Origin of the sequence: Sphingomonas sp. UNC305MFCol5.2 (assembly GCF_000712135.1) — a bacterium.
Classification (GTDB): Bacteria; Pseudomonadota; Alphaproteobacteria; order Sphingomonadales; family Sphingomonadaceae; genus Sphingomonas.
In genome coordinates this window covers 871,496-887,062 of sequence record NZ_JOOE01000001.1, presented here as the reverse complement: position 1 = coordinate 887,062, position 15,567 = coordinate 871,496, and the positions used below count along the sequence as shown (strand labels likewise).

General features: G+C 65.2%; 21 protein-coding genes and 1 tRNA gene. 11 read left to right on the top strand and 11 right to left on the bottom strand.

Annotated elements, in window-relative coordinates:
• Positions 1-25 precede the first annotated feature (25 nt).
• From BR78_RS0104325 to BR78_RS0104315, 3 genes are all read left to right on the top strand, one after another.
• Entirely contained in the window at positions 26-1,648 is a 1,623-nt protein-coding gene (locus BR78_RS0104325) for a DNA polymerase III subunit gamma/tau (RefSeq protein WP_029728634.1), read from the top strand.
• Positions 1,645-1,968, top strand: a complete 324-nt coding sequence (locus BR78_RS0104320) for a YbaB/EbfC family nucleoid-associated protein (RefSeq protein ID WP_029728635.1) — start codon at positions 1,645-1,647, stop codon at positions 1,966-1,968. Before BR78_RS0104325 ends, BR78_RS0104320 begins: the two co-directional genes overlap by 4 nt.
• Before the next feature lie 66 nt (positions 1,969-2,034).
• Positions 2,035-2,346, top strand: coding sequence for a hypothetical protein (locus BR78_RS0104315; RefSeq protein WP_049811806.1), 312 nt, complete (start codon positions 2,035-2,037; stop codon positions 2,344-2,346).
• Here BR78_RS0104315 and mtgA read toward each other — a convergent pair whose 3' ends face one another.
• Genes mtgA through BR78_RS0104300 form a run of 3 tightly spaced genes read right to left on the bottom strand, consistent with a single transcriptional unit; the run spans position 2,347 to position 5,087 of the window.
• On the bottom strand, positions 2,347-3,129 hold the full coding sequence (gene mtgA, locus BR78_RS0104310) for a monofunctional biosynthetic peptidoglycan transglycosylase (RefSeq protein ID WP_081855601.1): 783 nt from the start codon (positions 3,127-3,129) through the stop codon (positions 2,347-2,349).
• A gap of 47 nt (positions 3,130-3,176) precedes the next feature.
• A complete protein-coding gene (rpoH, locus tag BR78_RS0104305) occupies positions 3,177-4,082 on the bottom strand; it encodes an RNA polymerase sigma factor RpoH (RefSeq protein ID WP_029728638.1) in 906 nt (301 codons plus the stop codon).
• Between the two features lie 51 nt (positions 4,083-4,133).
• Complete coding sequence (locus BR78_RS0104300) at positions 4,134-5,087, bottom strand: RluA family pseudouridine synthase (protein WP_029728639.1); 954 nt, start codon at positions 5,085-5,087, stop codon at positions 4,134-4,136.
• 100 nt (positions 5,088-5,187) lie between these two features.
• Here BR78_RS0104300 and BR78_RS0104295 point away from each other — a divergent pair, with 100 nt between their 5' ends.
• The 3 genes from BR78_RS0104295 to BR78_RS0104285 all read left to right on the top strand — a co-directional run bounded on the left by BR78_RS0104295 (position 5,188) and on the right by BR78_RS0104285 (position 6,490).
• A complete protein-coding gene (locus tag BR78_RS0104295; RefSeq protein ID WP_331280228.1) occupies positions 5,188-5,511 on the top strand; it encodes a M67 family metallopeptidase in 324 nt (107 codons plus the stop codon).
• 112 nt (positions 5,512-5,623) lie between these two features.
• Positions 5,624-5,770 carry a lmo0937 family membrane protein gene (locus tag BR78_RS21565; protein WP_156022210.1) on the top strand — a complete coding sequence of 49 codons (147 nt, stop codon included), beginning with the start codon at positions 5,624-5,626 and terminating at the stop codon, positions 5,768-5,770.
• Between the two features lie 75 nt (positions 5,771-5,845).
• The gene (locus BR78_RS0104285; RefSeq protein ID WP_029728641.1) at positions 5,846-6,490 is read left to right on the top strand and encodes a histidine phosphotransferase family protein; all 645 of its coding nucleotides are present in this window, start codon (positions 5,846-5,848) and stop codon (positions 6,488-6,490) included.
• Between the two features lie 162 nt (positions 6,491-6,652).
• On the opposite strand, the gene BR78_RS0104280 is transcribed toward BR78_RS0104285, so the two are convergent.
• A complete protein-coding gene (locus tag BR78_RS0104280; protein ID WP_197021272.1) occupies positions 6,653-7,834 on the bottom strand; it encodes a serine hydrolase domain-containing protein in 1,182 nt (393 codons plus the stop codon).
• Between the two features lie 223 nt (positions 7,835-8,057).
• A tRNA-Arg gene (locus BR78_RS0104275) sits at positions 8,058-8,134 on the bottom strand.
• A 58-nt stretch (positions 8,135-8,192) separates the two neighbouring features.
• Between BR78_RS0104275 and BR78_RS0104270 the strand changes: the two genes are divergently transcribed.
• The 4 genes from BR78_RS0104270 (at position 8,193) to BR78_RS0104255 (ending at position 10,920) form a co-directional block, all read left to right on the top strand.
• Positions 8,193-8,942 carry a queuosine precursor transporter gene (locus BR78_RS0104270; protein ID WP_029728643.1) on the top strand — a complete coding sequence of 250 codons (750 nt, stop codon included), beginning with the start codon at positions 8,193-8,195 and terminating at the stop codon, positions 8,940-8,942.
• A complete protein-coding gene (locus BR78_RS0104265; protein ID WP_029935165.1) occupies positions 8,942-9,271 on the top strand; it encodes a hypothetical protein in 330 nt (109 codons plus the stop codon). The genes BR78_RS0104270 and BR78_RS0104265 overlap by 1 nt, the downstream gene beginning before the upstream one ends.
• A gap of 71 nt (positions 9,272-9,342) precedes the next feature.
• Entirely contained in the window at positions 9,343-10,170 is an 828-nt protein-coding gene (locus BR78_RS0104260) for an alpha/beta hydrolase (protein WP_197021271.1), read from the top strand.
• Positions 10,171-10,272: 102 nt separating this feature from the next.
• Positions 10,273-10,920, top strand: coding sequence for a glutathione S-transferase family protein (locus BR78_RS0104255; protein WP_029728679.1), 648 nt, complete (start codon positions 10,273-10,275; stop codon positions 10,918-10,920).
• Between the two features lie 27 nt (positions 10,921-10,947).
• On the opposite strand, the gene purQ is transcribed toward BR78_RS0104255, so the two are convergent.
• The 6 genes from purQ to BR78_RS0104225 all read right to left on the bottom strand — a co-directional run bounded on the left by purQ (position 10,948) and on the right by BR78_RS0104225 (position 14,477).
• Positions 10,948-11,613, bottom strand: coding sequence for a phosphoribosylformylglycinamidine synthase subunit PurQ (gene purQ / locus BR78_RS0104250; protein WP_029728680.1), 666 nt, complete (start codon positions 11,611-11,613; stop codon positions 10,948-10,950).
• Complete coding sequence (gene purS / locus BR78_RS0104245; protein ID WP_029728681.1) at positions 11,610-11,840, bottom strand: phosphoribosylformylglycinamidine synthase subunit PurS; 231 nt, start codon at positions 11,838-11,840, stop codon at positions 11,610-11,612. Before purS ends, purQ begins: the two co-directional genes overlap by 4 nt.
• Before the next feature lie 54 nt (positions 11,841-11,894).
• The gene (gene purC, locus BR78_RS0104240; RefSeq protein ID WP_029728682.1) at positions 11,895-12,674 is read right to left on the bottom strand and encodes a phosphoribosylaminoimidazolesuccinocarboxamide synthase; all 780 of its coding nucleotides are present in this window, start codon (positions 12,672-12,674) and stop codon (positions 11,895-11,897) included.
• Between the two features lie 179 nt (positions 12,675-12,853).
• On the bottom strand, positions 12,854-13,768 hold the full coding sequence (locus tag BR78_RS0104235; protein WP_049811815.1) for a DUF4349 domain-containing protein: 915 nt from the start codon (positions 13,766-13,768) through the stop codon (positions 12,854-12,856).
• Positions 13,769-13,891: 123 nt separating this feature from the next.
• The gene (locus BR78_RS21560) at positions 13,892-14,041 is read right to left on the bottom strand and encodes a hypothetical protein (RefSeq protein ID WP_156022208.1); all 150 of its coding nucleotides are present in this window, start codon (positions 14,039-14,041) and stop codon (positions 13,892-13,894) included.
• A gap of 106 nt (positions 14,042-14,147) precedes the next feature.
• Entirely contained in the window at positions 14,148-14,477 is a 330-nt protein-coding gene (locus BR78_RS0104225) for a UrcA family protein (protein ID WP_029728684.1), read from the bottom strand.
• A gap of 116 nt (positions 14,478-14,593) precedes the next feature.
• Here BR78_RS0104225 and BR78_RS0104220 point away from each other — a divergent pair, with 116 nt between their 5' ends.
• Positions 14,594-15,523 carry a LysR substrate-binding domain-containing protein gene (locus BR78_RS0104220; protein ID WP_029728685.1) on the top strand — a complete coding sequence of 310 codons (930 nt, stop codon included), beginning with the start codon at positions 14,594-14,596 and terminating at the stop codon, positions 15,521-15,523.
• Positions 15,524-15,567 lie beyond the last annotated feature (44 nt).

The following is a 15,567-nucleotide window of genomic DNA, read 5'->3' as shown; positions in this document are numbered from 1 at the left end:
CCTCGGCCCGCTAGTCTGCCGCGCAATGTCTGATTCCTTCCTCGGCCTCGACGAACCGCCCCAGCCCAAGCAGGAGGCGTATCGCGTCCTCGCGCGCAAATATCGGCCGCAGACCTTTTCCGAGCTGATCGGGCAGGATGCGATGGTCACGACGCTCGGCAACGCGATTCGGCGCGACCGGCTGGCGCACGCATTCCTGCTCACCGGCGTCCGCGGGGTCGGCAAGACCTCGACCGCGCGGCTGATCGCCAAGGCATTGAACTGCATCGGGCCGGATGGGCAGGGCGGGCCGACGATCGATCCGTGCGGCATCTGCGAGCCGTGCCGCGCGATCGCCGAGGGGCGTCATATCGACGTGATCGAGATGGACGCCGCGAGCCATACCGGCATCGACGACATCCGCGAGATCATCGAGGCGTCGCGCTATTCGGCGGTCTCGGCGCGCTACAAGATCTACATCATCGACGAAGTCCACATGCTATCCAAGGCCGCGTTCAACGGCCTGCTCAAGACGCTCGAGGAGCCGCCGGCGCATGTGAAGTTCCTGTTCGCCACCACCGAAGTGAACAAGGTGCCGGTGACGGTGCTGTCGCGCTGCCAGCGTTTCGATCTTCGGCGGATCCCGGCGGAGAAACTGGCCGAGCATTTCGCGCGCGTCTCGGCGGCCGAGGGTGTGGAGGCCGAACCCGATGCGCTGGCGCTGATCGCGCGGGCAGCGGAGGGATCGGCGCGCGACGGCCTCTCGATCCTCGACCAGGCGATCGCCCATGCCGGGCTCGAAGGCCGCGGAGTGCGCGCAGAGGCAGTGCGCCAGATGCTGGGGCTTTCGGACCGCGGCGCGATCCGGACATTGTTCGGGCTGCTGCTCGCCGGCGACGCAGCGAGCGCGCTGGCGGCGCTGCGCGGGCAATATGACCTGGGCGTCGATCCGCAGGCGGTGTTGCGCACATTGCTCGAAACCGTCCACGGCGTGACCTTAGCCAAGCTCGGCACCGAGGCGACCGCCGGGCAATCTGCCGAAGAGCTCAAGGCGTTGCAGGACTGGGCGGCGGGGCTGTCCTTTCCGACTCTGCACCGGCTCTGGCAATTGCTGCTGCGCGGGCATGATGAAGTCGCCAAGGCGGCGCTGCCGATCGAGGCCTGCGAGATGGCGCTGCTGCGGGTGATCCACGCCTCACAATTGCCCGACCCGGGCGAACTGGCGCGACAATTGGCGAATGGAAGCGTCAGCGTATCCACACCCGCCGCCGCGACGGCGAAACCGGCTGAGCCGGCGATGCCCTCGAGCATCTCCGAGCTTGCCGCGCATCTGGAAGCGGGCAAGCGCTTCCAGCTTGCGCAGCAAGTGCGCGACTATTTGCGGCCGGTGCGGTTCGAGGGATCCGAATTCGAATTCGGCGCAGCGCGCGAGCTGCCGCACGACTTCATCCGCGAACTGGGCGCGGCGCTCCGCGAGACGACAGGGGTCAATTGGCGCCTGAAGTGCGTTGAAGACGCAGGCGCGCCGACCATCCGCGAGGAGCAGGCCGCGAACGAGGCCGCCGAACGCGCGGCGGTGCTCAATTCGCCCGTGGTCGCCGCCGCGATGCAGGCCTTTCCCGATGCCGAGCTGATCGGCTGGAACAATGTACGGAGTAATCAGGCATGAAGAGCCTCGAAGACATCATGGCGATGGCGCAGAACGTCCAGGACGAGCTGACCAAGGCGCAGGCGACACTCGATACGATCGAAGTCGAGGGCGTGTCGGGCGGCGGACTGGTCAAGGTGAAGGCGAGCGCCAAGGGGCGGATCATTGGCGTCGACATCGACGAATCGCTGCTGGCGCCCTCCGAGAAGGGCATGCTCGAGGATCTGGTCGCGGCGGCCTTCAATGACGCGCGCGCCAAGGCCGATGCGGCGTCTCAAGCGGAAATGTCCAAGATGAGCAGCGGGTTGCCGTTGCCGCCGGGGTTCAAGCTGCCCTTCTAAGTCGGGCCGAAGCGGAACAATCGCGTCCTCTTGCCGGTTTTTGGTGGGTCAAGAGGAGTGAGAGCCATGGTCGATCGAGTTGTTGAGCGTACCGATGGTACGACTTCGGAACGCGTCACCGAAACGGCGAGCGCACCCGGCGGCACCACGGTGATCGAGCGGCGCGGCAGCGGGGCCGGCCTGATTATCGGGCTGGCGGTTCTGGTGCTGGTGGTGATCGGCGCGCTGTTCCTGATCAATCAGAACAATCGCGAGAATGTGAAGACCGACGCGATCACCGAGGCCGCGAAGGACGTCGGCGGCGCGGCCAAGGATGTCGGCAGTGCTGCGAAGGATGCCGGCGGCGCCGCGAAGGATGCCGCCAAGAAGGCCGAATAGTCAGCGCAGGCAGGCGTCGAGCCCGTCTCCCGCTACGACGCCGATCCGCCGATTGATCGAATTGCCATAGCGCCGCGTGAAGCCCCTCGGGTCGATCGCGGCGCGTTTTTTCGGCAAGGGCAGCACCGCGGCGATCAGCGCCGCCTCGCGGTCGCTCAACTGCGAGGCGTCGTGCTTGAAATAACGCATCGCGCCGGCGTTGACCCCGTAAGTGCCGATCCCCGTCTCGGCGACGTTGAGATAGACTTCCATGATCCGGCGTTTGCCCCAGATGTGCTCGATGAGCAGCGTGAAATACGCCTCGAGGCCCTTGCGGAAAAAGCCGCCGCCTTGCCACAGGAAGACGTTCTTCGCGGTCTGCTGGCTGATCGTCGAGCCGCCGCGAATGCGCTTCTTGCCGGTGGCGTTGCGCGCGGCCGCGGCGGCGATCGCCTTATAGTCGAAGCCTCCATGCTGGCAGAAGCGCGAATCCTCGGCGGCGATCGCGGCCCGCGCCATGCTCGGATCGATGCGGTCGAGGCTCATCCAGCTTTTGGTGACGCCGTGACCGCCCACGGCATCGCCGATCATCGTGAAGGTGATCGGCGGGTTGATGAAGCGGAGCGCCGCGACCCAGAGCAGCGAGCCGATGAAGAAGGCGAGCACCGCCTTGACGATCCAGCCGAGGATGCGGCGCTTGAACGGCCTGCGGGCGCGCGGCGGCGCAGGCTCCGGCGCGTCGATGCGCGTCGTTACCTGCGGCGCCGGTGTATGCGCCAGATCGTCGTGCCGTTCGTCACTCATGCGGGCACGATTGGCGGCGCCGGTCGCTCAACGCAACCGCTTCGTCGTCAATAGGCCGCGAGCAGCCTTTTCTCGCCCGCGAGACGCATCATCGCCTTTTGCAGCTTCTCGAAGGCCCGGACCTCGATCTGGCGGACGCGCTCGCGCGACACGCCATAGACCTGGCTGAGCTCCTCGAGCGTCTTGGGATCGTCGGTCAGGCGACGCTCGGTGAGGATGTGCTTCTCGCGCTCGTTGAGGTCGTCCATCGCGTCCACGAGCATCTCGTGGCGGACATCGGCCTCCTGCGCCTCGGCCACGGCCTCGTCCTGGAGCGGGCCGTCATCCTGCAGCCAATCCTGCCACTGGCTCTCGCCATCCTCGCGCATCGGCACGTTGAGCGACGTGTCGCCGCCCATCGCCATGCGGCGGTTCATCGAGGTGACCTCCTCCTCGGTCACGCCCAGATCGGTGGCGATCTTGGCGAGATGCTCAGGGGAAAGGTCGCCATCCTCGAATGCGTCGAGCTTGGCCTTCATCCGGCGCAGGTTGAAGAACAGCTTCTTCTGCGCCGCCGTGGTGCCCATCTTCACGAGCGACCAGCTGCGCAGGATGAATTCCTGGATCGACGCGCGGATCCACCACATGGCATAGGTCGCCAGGCGGAAACCCCGGTCGGGCTCGAACTTCTTCACGCCCTGCATCAGGCCGATATTGCCCTCCGAGATCAGCTCGGACACGGGCAGGCCATAGCCGCGATAGCCCATGGCGATCTTGGCCACGAGTCGCAGGTGCGACGTGACGAGCTGCGCGGCCGCATCGGGGTCGCCATGCTCCTGGAAGCGCTTGGCGAGCATATATTCCTGCTCGGGCGCGAGGATGGGGAACTTCTTGATCTCGGACAGATAGCGGTTGAGGCTCGCCTCTCCGCCGAGCGCAGGAATCGTCGCGGGGACGTTGCTGCCATTTGCCATGATCAATCTCCCTTCACTGGGCGCAGCACCACATGGGTTGCGCCGCGAAAATCATACGATGAGCTTATTGAACAGTTCCTGCATGTCCGCAGGCATTTCGCTATCGAACGCCAAAGCGTGGCTTGTCACGGGGTGAATGAACCCGAGATGCGCCGCATGCAAGGCCTGCCGCCGGAAATTCAAGGTTGCCAAAAGAGCACGATGGGCGGGGCGGGTGCTCCCATAGACCGGATCGCCCAACAGCGGATGACCGATCGAAGCCATGTGCACACGGACCTGATGCGTCCGGCCAGTTTCGAGGCGGCATTCGACCAGGGCTGCTTCGCGAAGTTGACGAAGTTTACGCCAATGCGTGATCGCGTGCTTTCCCGAACCTTCGCGGACGACTGCCATTTTCTTCCGATTCGTGGACGATCGCCCTAGGAAAGTGGAAATCGTACCCTCCGAAGTTGACACTTTTCCCGCGACGATTGCCTTGTAGCGCCGGTCGATCGTATGCGCCTTGAATTGACGGGCCAGCCCCTCGTGTGCGCGATCGGTCTTGGCGGCGACCATCAGCCCTGACGTATCCTTGTCGATCCGATGGACGATCCCCGGACGCGCGACTCCGCCGATCCCCGAAAGCTGGCCGGCGCAATGGTGGAGCAGCGCGTTGACCAGGGTGCCGTCGAGATTGCCCGCCGCCGGATGGACGACGAGCCCCGCGGGCTTGTCGATCACGATCAGGTGTTCGTCCTCGAAGGCGATGTCGAGCGCGATGTCCTGCGCTTCGTTGTGCGCCGGGGTCGGATCGGGCACCGCGATGCTGAACAGCGCGCCGCCCGGGGTCTTTCTGGCGGGATCGCGGGCGAGGCCTTCGGGGCCGGTGACCGCACCGCTCGAGATCAGCGCCTTGAGGCGTTCGCGCGATAGGGTGGGAATGGCGTCGGCAAGCGCACGGTCGAGCCGCCAGCCGTCCGCGGCCTGTGCAATCCGCGCTTCGAGTGTAGTAACCCCCCGTCCCATTCTGTAGGTGTAAATGGGGATGAGAATACGCGTTTCAAGATCTGTACTGATCGGTATCCAACACATTTCCGCGGATGCCCACCCGCGCGAGGCCTGCGGATTGCTGTTCGGCGGCGCCGACGCGATCACGGATTGGCAAGCGGTTGAAAATGTAGCGGAAGAACCCGAGCGGCGCTTCGAAATCGCGCCCGGCGCGCTGTTCGCAGCGCTCCGCGCGGAGCGCGCCGGTGGGCCCGAAATCGTCGGTTACTGGCACTCGCATCCCAGTGGCGACGCGACCCCTTCGATCACCGACGCGGCAATGGCCCAGCCCGACGGCAAACTGTGGTTGATCGTGGCGCGGGAAGACGCGACGCTGTGGCGAGCGGAGGACCCGGCGCCGTTGCACGGCCGCTTCAGGCGGGTGGAGTTGAGCCTCGGCTGAAGGAATCGCCCGGGCTTCCTCGTCGCCTGCTCCTTTCGGGCAGGGTCGCCGGTGGCGTGGAACGTTTCGCCCCCGTGCCACGTTTGCTCTTGATAACATAAGGAGTTCTCGGATGCTCTGGACCATCGTCGTCATCCTGCTCGTGCTCTGGCTGCTGGGGTTCACCCTGCACATCGGCGCCGGCCTGATCCATATCCTGCTCGTCGTCGCGCTCGTCGTCGGGCTGATTCAGCTCTTCTCGGGGCGTCGCGTCGTCTAGGGCGGTGTACGGGCGCAGCTTGCAGCGGCAACGCGGCTGCGCCAAAGAGGCGCTGGGGTAACCGGAGCCATTTCCTTGAACATCAGCCCGACCGACTTTGCGAGCCTTTTGTGTTCAAGGCTTTGTCACGACCTGCTCAGTCCGGTCGGCGCGCTCAACAATGGTCTCGAACTGCTCGCCGACGAGCATGATCCGGAGATGCGCGCGCGCTGCCTCGAGCTGTTGAGCGAGAGCGCCAAGGCGTCGGCCAACAAGCTCAAATTCTTCCGCCTGGCGTTCGGTGCGGCTGGAGGCTTTGGCGAAACCGTCGACACGCGCGAGGCGCAGGCGGCGATCGAAGGACTGTTCGGCGACAATCACCGCGTGACGATCGGCTGGATGGTCGAGGATCCGGTGCTGCCCAAACAGGCGATCAAGGTGCTGCTCAATCTCGCATTGATCGGTGGCGACGCGCTGATCCGCGGCGGCCAGCTCGATATCGGCGCGGAGATCGTCGACGGCTCGATCGAGATCGTCGTGCGTGCCGACGGGCCTCGTATCGTGCTCGATTCGGAGCTGCGCGGGGCGCTGGCGGGCGGACAGGAAGACATGCCGGTCACGCCGCGCGCCGCGGCGGCGTTCCTGGCGCATGCGCTGGTGACGCAGGGCGAAGGGACGCTGCAGGTGAGCCCGCCGGATTCCGAAGTGCTGCTGTTCGGGGCGAGCTTCCGCGTCGGGTGACACCGTGCGGCTCGACTTCTTGGCAAGCCGTTGAAAATTGGCGCGCCGCGCAGGACAAACATAACGAACACGTGTCGCCCCCCCAATGCTCCTCCAGGAGCGCTCGCAGCCGCGGCAATCAGTGCCGGCTATGCTGTTCCAATTGCGAGCGCCAGCGCGCTCCTAAGCGGAGATCGGGGGATTCTCATTTGCGAAAAACGAGAACTGGTCGCGACCGGTAATCGCGCGCACCATGCGCTGATAGACGCCGAAACCAGCGCCATCGTTGGTCATGATCACCAGCGCGTCGCCTGTGGCCGGCTCAGTGCCGCAATAGGTGGCGCAGCGCCCGTCATTGTTGCCTTCGTGACCCACGCGACGTCCATTCGTCCCTTCCTCGATCTCGACACCCAGGCCCCACCAGTGAGGAACACCTTCGCGTACCGCAACTGCCGGCGTGGTCATCTCCGCTCGGGTAGTCTCCTTCAGCTCCCAGGGCGCGCGATCACGCCGGGGAGAGAGAAGCGTCATGAACCGGGCAAGGTCGGGCGCGCTTAGAACCAGGCTCGCTGAGGCGTTGGCGAACAGCACCCGTTTGGGAGGCGGCGATTTGGGATCGTTAGCGGCGCCAGCTCGGATCCAATCCGCCTGTGTCCAATCCTGCACGGGCTTGCCCCACTCCCGAGCCAACCCTCCGATGAATACGGACCAGTCGCGCCATCCCTGTCTTTTTGCCACCCGCCCACCAACGTGCCCCCAGGAAACGTTGGTGTCCTCCGTGTAAGCAGCGAAGGTCGAGCGCGTCATGCCCGCCGGTGCAAACAACATCCTACGCGCCAGCGCATCGAGCCCCAGGCCGGTGAGATGCTCAGCCACCAGCTGCAGCCAGAAGAGGCCTTCGCCGGAATAACCGAAGTGCGTGCCGGGCGTGAACCGCGGCACCAGGGAGGCCGGCTTGCTGTCTTCGCCCCAGTTGGGAAGGCCGGAGGTGTGGGTCAGCACATGACGCGCCGTGATCGTCGCGAGCGCCGCGTCGTCAGGCAGGTAGTTCGGACGCAGATAGTCGACGAGCGGCTTGTCGAGATCGAGGGTGCCGCGATCGGCGAGTTGCAGAGCGATGTACGCGAACACCGCTTTACTGATCGAGGCCGCCTCGAACATGGTGTCCTGGTTCAAAGGCTCGCCGCCTTCGATTTTGGTGACGCCCAAGGCGCGGACCCAGGCGGTCTTGCCACCCTGAACCAGGACGGCGCACAGGCCAGGAACACAGGCAGCGGCCATCAATGTTTTCAGATCGGCGTCAAATCCAGCGGGAACGGACCAATCGCGCACAGGCGGCCGAGCGCTTGCGGTGCCGGCCAGCATGAGTCCGGCTGCCCCTATCGCCCCGCCCAGGACAATCCGGCGGGTTGGACCGCAAGAAGAGACCATTGCTATTCCCCCACATGCCAAGAAAAGACGCAAACCCATTGTCTGGTGGAGGAGGTTAGCTGCATCGCGCCTGGTCGTCACTCCCGGCGTCAACTGCGCCGGCGGCAACGGGGCCGAAGCGTCTGATCGCCCGGAAGCGCCGGGATGAAGGAAATATTGGCGCGCCCGGTTGGATTCGAACCAACGACCACAGGCTTAGAAGGCATGTGCTCTATCCAGCTGAGCTACGGGCGCGCGCGGAGGCTCACCTAGCGCGGATTGCGCCACAGCGGAACCGCCATATAGTCGCGGCATGACTCAGGGGGACAAGGGGCCGGCGCCGATCGCCGCACGCGACATCGCCGGCGGGCATTTCCGCTATTTCGACTTCGTGATGGCCGCCTTCGTCACGATCCTTTTGCTCTCCAACGTGCTGGGCGCGGGCAAGGTCTCGCAGATCTGGCTGCCATTCTATGACGATTACTGGCCGTTCGGGGCCGGCATCCTGTTCTTCCCCGTCTCCTATGTCATCGGCGACGTGCTGACCGAAGTCTATGGCTATGCCCGCGCGCGGCGGGTGATCTGGGCCGGGACCGTCGCGGTGCTGTTCATGGCATTGATGTCGTGGGTCGTGGTGGCGCTGCCGCCCGCGCCGAGCTGGGGCAATCAGGCGGCCTATGAGACGATCTTCGGCCAGGTGCCGCGGATCGTGCTCGCTTCGGTCTGCGCCTTCTGGGCGGGCGAGTTCGTCAATTCCTATGTGCTGGCGCGGATGAAATTGTGGACCAGCGGCCGGATGCTCTGGACGCGCACGATCGGATCGACGATCGCGGGGCAGGGGATAGACAGCCTGATCTTCTATCCGCTCGCCTTCCTGTGGGCCGAGGGCTGGACCACGCAATTGGTGATCCAGGTGCTGTTCACCCAATGGGCACTCAAGGTGGCGTGGGAGGCGATCCTGACGCCGGTCACCTATGCCGTGGTGGGCTTCCTCAAGCGGCGCGAGGGCGTCGACGTCTATGACGAGGGGACCGACTTCACCCCCTTCGCCACCCGCGTCTGATGAGCCCGCTCCAGGCGACCAAATTCTGGCTGATCGACCATGTCGGCCTCGCCAAGGATGCGCTCCACGTTCATGTCGGGCTGCTGTTGTTCGTCGGCAGCGCATTGCTCTTCCGCTGGCCGGTCCGGAGCTGGAAGCCCTGGGCGGTGGCGCTGGCGGGCGCGTTGATCGGCGAAGCATGGGATCTGCGCGACAGCCTGGTCTACCACACCCGAATCGCGCTCTGGGGCAATTTCCACGACGTCTGGAACACGATGCTGTGGCCGAGCGCGCTGCTGCTGCTCGCGCGAACCACGCAATTATTTGGAAAGCCGGCACAACCTCGCTGATGCAATCGTCGCACTTGCGCAAAGATGCACATGCGTAACAATCTCGCCGGGAACAGGCGAGGAGAATGAAGGTGGCGGCGACCGAAGCGACGTTCGAGGGAAGCGGCGGGCTCAACATCTTCTACCGCGCCTGGGAGCCGGCGGACGCGCCGCGCGCCGTCGTCGTGATCTGCCACGGCGTCAATTCGCATGGCGGCCAGTATTTCTGGGCGGCGGAGCAGCTGGTGGCGAGCGGCTATGCGGTGTTCGCGCTCGATCTGCGCGGGCGCGGCCGTTCCGACGGCGAACGCTTCTATGTCGAGGATGTCGCCGATTATGTCTCGGATGTCGCCGGGACGATCGCGATTGCCAAGGCGCGTCATCCGGGGCTCAAGCTCTTCCTGCTCGGACACAGTGCGGGCGGCGTGACTTCGGCGAGCTATGTGCTCGATCACCAGGCCGAGATCGATGGTTTCATCTGCGAGAGCTTCGCCTTTCAGGTGCCCGCGCCGGGCTTCGCGCTCGCGGCGATCAAGGGGCTGAGCCACATCGCACCGCGGCTGGGCGTGCTCAAGCTCAAGAACGAGGATTTCTCACGCGATCCCGAATGGGTAGCGACGCTCAATGCCGATCCGTACATCAAGGACGAGACCCAGCCCGCCGCCACGGTGGCGGCCTTGGTCCGCGCCGACGAGCGGATGCGCGTCGAATTCCCGACGGTCACGCTGCCGGTGCTGATCATGCACGGCACCGCTGACAAGGCGACCGTGTGCCATGGCAGTGAGTTCTTCTTTGAGACCGCCGGATCGGCGGACAAGACGCTCAAGCTGTACAAGGACCATTATCACGACCTGCTCGCCGATCTGGGCAAGGAGGAAGTGATGGGCGACATCAAGGCGTGGCTGGAGGCGCATCTCTAGGCGGCTTCGTCAATATATTTCGAAGAGCCTGTCGATTTCCGGCTCTCTCCTTCGTCGTCTCCTGTGGCACCAAAGCCAATGGGACGAGCAAGGAGAGGGCATATGACCATCACCATCACCGCTTTTGAACGATCGCCTGACGGGGGCAAGGGACTGGCGCGCGACACGCGGGTGCGCTGGGCGCTCGAGGAAGCCGGCCAGCCGTACGAGGTTCGCCTGGTTTCGTTCGCCGGGATGAAGGCGCCCGCGCATCTCGCGCTCCATCCGTTCGGCCAGATTCCCACCTATGAGGAAGGCGACCTCACGCTGTTCGAGACCGGCGCGATTGTCTTCCACATCGCGGAGCGGTCCACGGGCCTGCTGCCCGAGGAGACGAACGCCCGGGCGCGCGCCATCATGTGGATGTTTGCCGCAGTCAACACGATAGAGCCGCCGATCCTCGACCTCCAGACGGCCAGATTCGCAGAAGGCGACAAGCCCTGGAGCGAGGAAAGGCTGCCATTGGTCATGGACCGTATCCGCGCCCGGCTGGAACCGCTGGCCACGCGCTTGGGCGACGCAGATTGGCTCGACGGTGCGTTCAGCGCGGGCGACCTGATGATGGTATCGGTGCTGCTCCGATTGAGAATGTCGGGCATCCTCGACGAATATCCGAACCTCGCCGCTTATGTCGCGCGTGGCGAAGCCCGTCCGGCTTATGGCCGCGCTTTCGCCGCGCAACTGGCGATCAACGCCCCGACACCCGCCTGATATTGTCCGGTGCGGGGTCGCCGGCGTTCAGGCGACTGCTTCGAGCAGTCCCTCGAACAGCCGGCGGCCATCGGTGCCGCCGTGCGCGGCTTCGATGCGGCGCTCGGGGTGGGGCATCATGCCGAGCACGTTGCCGCTCTTGTTGAGCAGCCCGGCGATGTTGCGCGCCGAGCCGTTGACGTCCTCGGCATAGCGGAAGGCGACGCGGCCCTCGCCTTCGATCCGGTCGAGCGTCTCGGCGTCGGCGAAGTAATTGCCGTCGTGATGCGCCACGGGGACGGTGATCGTCTCGCCGCTCTGATAGCCGCTGGTGAAGATCGACTGGCTGTTGTCCACCGTCAGCGCGACGTTGCGGCAGACGAAGTTGAGCCCCGAATTGCGCATCAGCGCGCCGGGGAGCAGCCCGGTTTCGGTGAGGACCTGGAAGCCGTTGCAGATGCCGATCACCGGTACGCCGCGCTCGGCGGCCTCGACCACGGCGCGGACCACCGGCGAGCGCGCCGCGATCGCGCCGCAGCGCAGGTAATCGCCATAGGAGAAGCCGCCGGGCAAAGCGATCAGGCCGATGCCCGAAGGAAGTTCGCTCTCGCCGTGCCACACCATGTGCGGGGCGGTCCCGGTCACGTCTTCCAGCGCAGTCGCGATGTCGCGATCGCAGTTGGAGCCGGGAAAGACGATGACCGCGGTCTTCATGCCCGTTCGACCCGATAATTCTCGATTACGGTGTTGGCGAGCAGCTTGCGGCACATCTCGTCGATCGCCTGGTCGCTGGTGTCGTCGGCGACTTCGAGCTCGAAGATCTTGCCCGCGCGGACGTCGTCGACGCCATTGAAACCGAGGCCGCCGAGCGCGTGCTGGATGGCTTTGCCCTGGGGGTCGAGGACGCCGTTCTTGAGCGTCACGATGATGCGGAGCTTCATGGCCGCGCCTATGGCCTCCCACGCGCCGTGCTGCAACCCGAAAGCTTGCGGAGCTTACTTGCCCCGGCGCTTGCGGTGGCTCTCGAGATCGAGCACCGCCGATTCCGCACCCTCCGGAAACAGGCCGAGCCGGCGCGCGACTTCCTGATAGGCCTCGACTTCGCCGCCCAGGTCGCGGCGGAAGCGATCCTTGTCGAGCTTCTCGTTGGTGGCGATGTCCCACAGGCGGCAGCCGTCGGGGCTGATCTCGTCGGCGAGGATGATCCGGGCATAGTCATTGTCCCAGATGCGGCCGAATTCGAGCTTGAAGTCGACGAGGCGGATGCCGATCCCGGCGAACAGCCCGGAGAGGAAGTCGTTCACCCGGATCGCCATGTCGGCCATGTCGTGCAGCTCTTCCTGCGCGGCCCAGCCGAAGGCGAGGATATGCTCGTCGGTGACCATCGGATCGCCAAGCGCATCGTCCTTGAAATAATATTCGACGATCGTGCGCGGCAGCGGCGTGCCTTCCTCGATGCCGAGACGCTTGGCGAGGCTGCCGGCGACGACGTTGCGCACCACCACTTCGATGGGGACGATCTCGACCTGGCGGATCAACTGCTCGCGCATGTTGAGACGGCGAATGAAGTGCGTGGGGATGCCGATTCCGCCGAGCAGGGTGAAGACGTGCTCGGAAATGCGGTTGTTGAGCACGCCCTTGCCGTTGATCGTGCCCTTTTTCTGCGCGTTGAACGCAGTCGCGTCGTCCTTGAAATACTGGATGAGCGTGCCGGGCTCGGGACCCTCGTAGAGGATCTTTGCCTTGCCTTCGTAGATCTGCCGGCGGCGTGCCATCTTGGCTCTTACCCCTGAAAAGCGTGGCCCCGGCGGCACGGAAAAGGACCGCACGGCAGCCGGGGCTCTGGAAGGCTCGGGCCTATACTGGATGCGGTGTTGCGGTGCAATCGCGCTTCGCCGAGTAACGGTTGTACCAGCGGCGGACATCGGCCCCGGCGAAGCGCGACTGTGGCGCGTCAACCTTCCACGGCAGCCGTCCGCGGCTTGCGGAACTGGCGGATCAGCAGCACCGGCAGGCCGATGAGGAGGAGCCAGGGCAGCAGATAGATCGCCAGCGACAGGACGAAACGCAGCCCGATCAGGAACACCGCGCCCGAACCCTGCACTGCCTCGCCGAGCTGCGCACCGACGCCTTCGGTCGTCGCCGAGGGAGCGATCGCGCCGTAATGGATGTCGAATTCCGACATCGCGACGCGACCCTGCAGCTCGCCCAGCCAGCTTTTGGCCTGGTCGAGCTCTTCCTGTGCCTGGGTGACGCTGCGCTCGGCTTCGAGCAGGTCGGCGGGTTTGCCCTGTCGCTTGCGCAACATCTCGGTGAGCCGCGCGACGAGCAATTCGCGCTGACGCACCCGCGCCTCGGTGTCGACGATCTGCTTCGAGACTTCGTCGGTCGCGATCTTCGCATTCTCGGTGCGACCGCCGGCTTCGGTGACGTCGTGTTCGAGGAGTATCTGGAAGCGGCGGGCCTCGGAGGTGGCGACGCGGAGCTTGAGCGTCGCCCGATTCGATTGCTCGTCGCCGATGCCGCGCTCCAGTCCGAGCAACTGGCACCGTGCCGGTCCCATTTCCTCGCACATGTCGCGGTGCGCGTCCTGCGTCGCAGCGATCTTGTCGCCGGGCAGCAGATAGGTGAGCGCATAGGCGTAAGCGAGCTTGGGGATCGTGATCGGCACTTTGGCCGGAGTGTCGGATTTCGCGGCGCCGGGGTTGCCGGAGCCGGCGACCACAGTGTCGGTCATCGCGCGCTCCGCCGGAGCGGTTTCCCCTGGCGCGAATGCCGTGACGGTCGAGTCCGGTTTGGCGGGATCAGAGGTTTCGGCAGAGCAGGCGGCGAGCGTCGCGGTTGCGGCGACGAGAGTGATAAAGCGCATGGGCATATCTCCTGCAACGAGGAGGATATGACATCACATGACTGGGAGAGACGTCAAGCCACAATCTTGCCATATTTATGGCGAGATTGTGGCGAAGGCGTCTGTGGGCCGGGGGAGCTGAAATCATGGGCGCATGTAGCGCCAGGGAGCGTCGTATTCGATCGCGTTCAGGCGCTTGAATGCGTGCATGATTCCTTTGAAAAGTTGCGCGAGGCCGACACTCACATGGCGATGCTGATCGGCCCAGACGGCGCTGTCATAGTCGTTCGACATGATGCTTCTCCTTTGGCGATGGCAGCGAAATTTCCGCTTAACCATCAGTCAGGCTTGTAAAAAAGCGAGCGGCGGCGCGCCGCTCGCAAGGGAACCGCCGGCGAGGTTATCGGGAGTCGGCGGTAACGGTGGATGCACTGGCGCGGGCGATCGCACGGGGGCGCTGCAGTTGGACGCGCGCCGCGGTGTCTGTGTGGCACCGCAGGCTCGCGGTGGACCTGATGAGCTGTCCGGTCGAATTCGCCGGCGGGCATACCTTCTCGACCGCGGCGTCGAGGCGGCGATCGAAGATCCGGCGATCCGCGGGTCGGGCGAGGTCGAGGTCGCTATGCACGACCCGCACAACCGGCGCGGACTGGCTCGATCGTGCATCCGCACCGGACAAAGCGGAAGCCGCGGCGGTAGCGGCAAGAGATAAGGCGATCAGGGCGTTCATGGCTCGTATCCTTGGTTTCGTGCCGTCTGCGGCAGCCCCGTCCATGTGCGCCCGGCAGGGCCGCGGCGCCAACAAATCGTTGGACTCGAGAAATAAGTTGGCCTTATGAATTGGGCATGCGCCAGATTCCCCCGCTCGCCGCCGTGCGCGTCTTCGAGGCCGCCGCTCGGCATGGCAATTTCACGCGCGCCGCCGAGGAGCTCGGAATGACGCAGGCCGCGGTCAGCTATCAGATCAAGCTGCTCGAGGAGCGGCTGGGGGCACCGCTGTTCGCACGCAGCGGTCGTGCGGTCGTGCTCAGCGACCTTGGCCGCCGGATCGCGCCGCAGATCACCGGCGCGTTCGACACGCTGGGCGATGCCTTCGCTTCGGTGCGGATCGAGTCCGAGAGCGTGATGACGGTCGCGGCGCCGCGCACCCTGGCCACCAACTGGCTGGCGGGACGGCTGGGCTCGTTCCAGCTTTCGCGTCCCGGGCTGGCGGTACGGCTGCTCGTGAGCGACGAAATGGTCGATCTCAATGCAGGCGACGCCGATGTCGCGCTCCGCGGCGCCCCGGGACCGATGCCCGGTCTATGCGCGCATTTTCTGATGCGGATGCCGGTTGCGCCGCTGGCGAGTCCGGCGTTTCTCGCGAAGCACCCGCCGCTCGAGGCCCCCGCCGATCTGCTGGGCTTGCCGCGAATCTCGCCCGAGGACGATTGGTGGGACCTCTGGTTCTGCCGGGCACTGGACGAAGACGTCGATCGCGCGCAGGCGTCCGGCATCCGGTTCGATTCGCAGGTGCTCGACGGCAACGCGGCGATCGCGGGGGGCGGCGTCGCGATCCTCAGTCCGCCGATGTGGCAACCGGCGATCGATGCGGGGCTGCTGGTCCAGCCGCTCCCGCATCACACCTATTACCGCAACAGCTTCTGGCTGATGTATGCCGAGAGCAAGCGCAATCTACCCAAGGTCCGGGCCTTTCGCGATTGGCTGCTCGCCGAGATCGCGGCGTTGGCGCACGAGGATATCCTCGGCACGTTCGTTCCGCCGGAAACGGGCTGACGCTGACGGGAACGCCTTGTGAACACCGGCTTGGCCTTGCGGGG